This window comes from Empedobacter sp. R132-2, from assembly GCF_030324375.1.
Classification (GTDB): domain Bacteria; phylum Bacteroidota; class Bacteroidia; order Flavobacteriales; family Weeksellaceae; genus Empedobacter; species Empedobacter falsenii_B.
Window position 1 is genome coordinate 1 of sequence record NZ_JACAGG010000091.1, and the last position, 586, is coordinate 586.

Below are 586 nucleotides of genomic sequence, written 5' to 3' on the forward strand. Positions count from 1 at the left end.
AAGCGTTTAAAGGAATGCCGGGACATGTGAAAACGCTTCAAAAAAATGAAGATGGTGAAGATATTCGTCCAAAGTTTTTAAGTAATCATACCCATTATAGCCCAACAGATCCTGATGCGAAAATCTCGACCAAACCAGGTAAACCACGCCAACTGAACTATGCAGGACAGTTAGCAGTTGATGATAAACACCACGTGATTACAGGCGCTTGTGCTAGTACAGCTGGTAGTAAAGACAGTGCTATTTTTGCAGAAATTATGGATCAAACGATTGAAAATTTTAAACGAAACGAGATTCAAATAGGAGAAGTTTTAGCTGATGCGGGCTATAGTAGCGGTGCTAGTTTACAATATTGTGAAGATCATAATTTAGACGCTTGGATTCCCAACTTTGGACAATATAAACCCGAGCGAGAAGGTTTTATTTTTAATAAGAAAGAGAATCGATACGAATGTATTCAAGAAGGCGGAAATAAAGCTTTTTTACCATTTAAACGAACTTTAACAGACAGCAAAGGCTACGAAAAGAAAAGCTATAGAAGTTCGGAAAAAGATTGTGGACAATGTCCTTTACGAGAAAGTTGTTG

The 586-nt window shown here is 37.5% G+C and carries 1 protein-coding gene; it reads left to right on the top strand.

Annotation, left to right across the window (positions count from 1 at the left end; translation table 11 throughout):
- Positions 1-586: transposase (locus HXZ69_RS15265; protein ID WP_286496469.1), on the top strand; the 586-nt coding region annotated here is incomplete at both ends.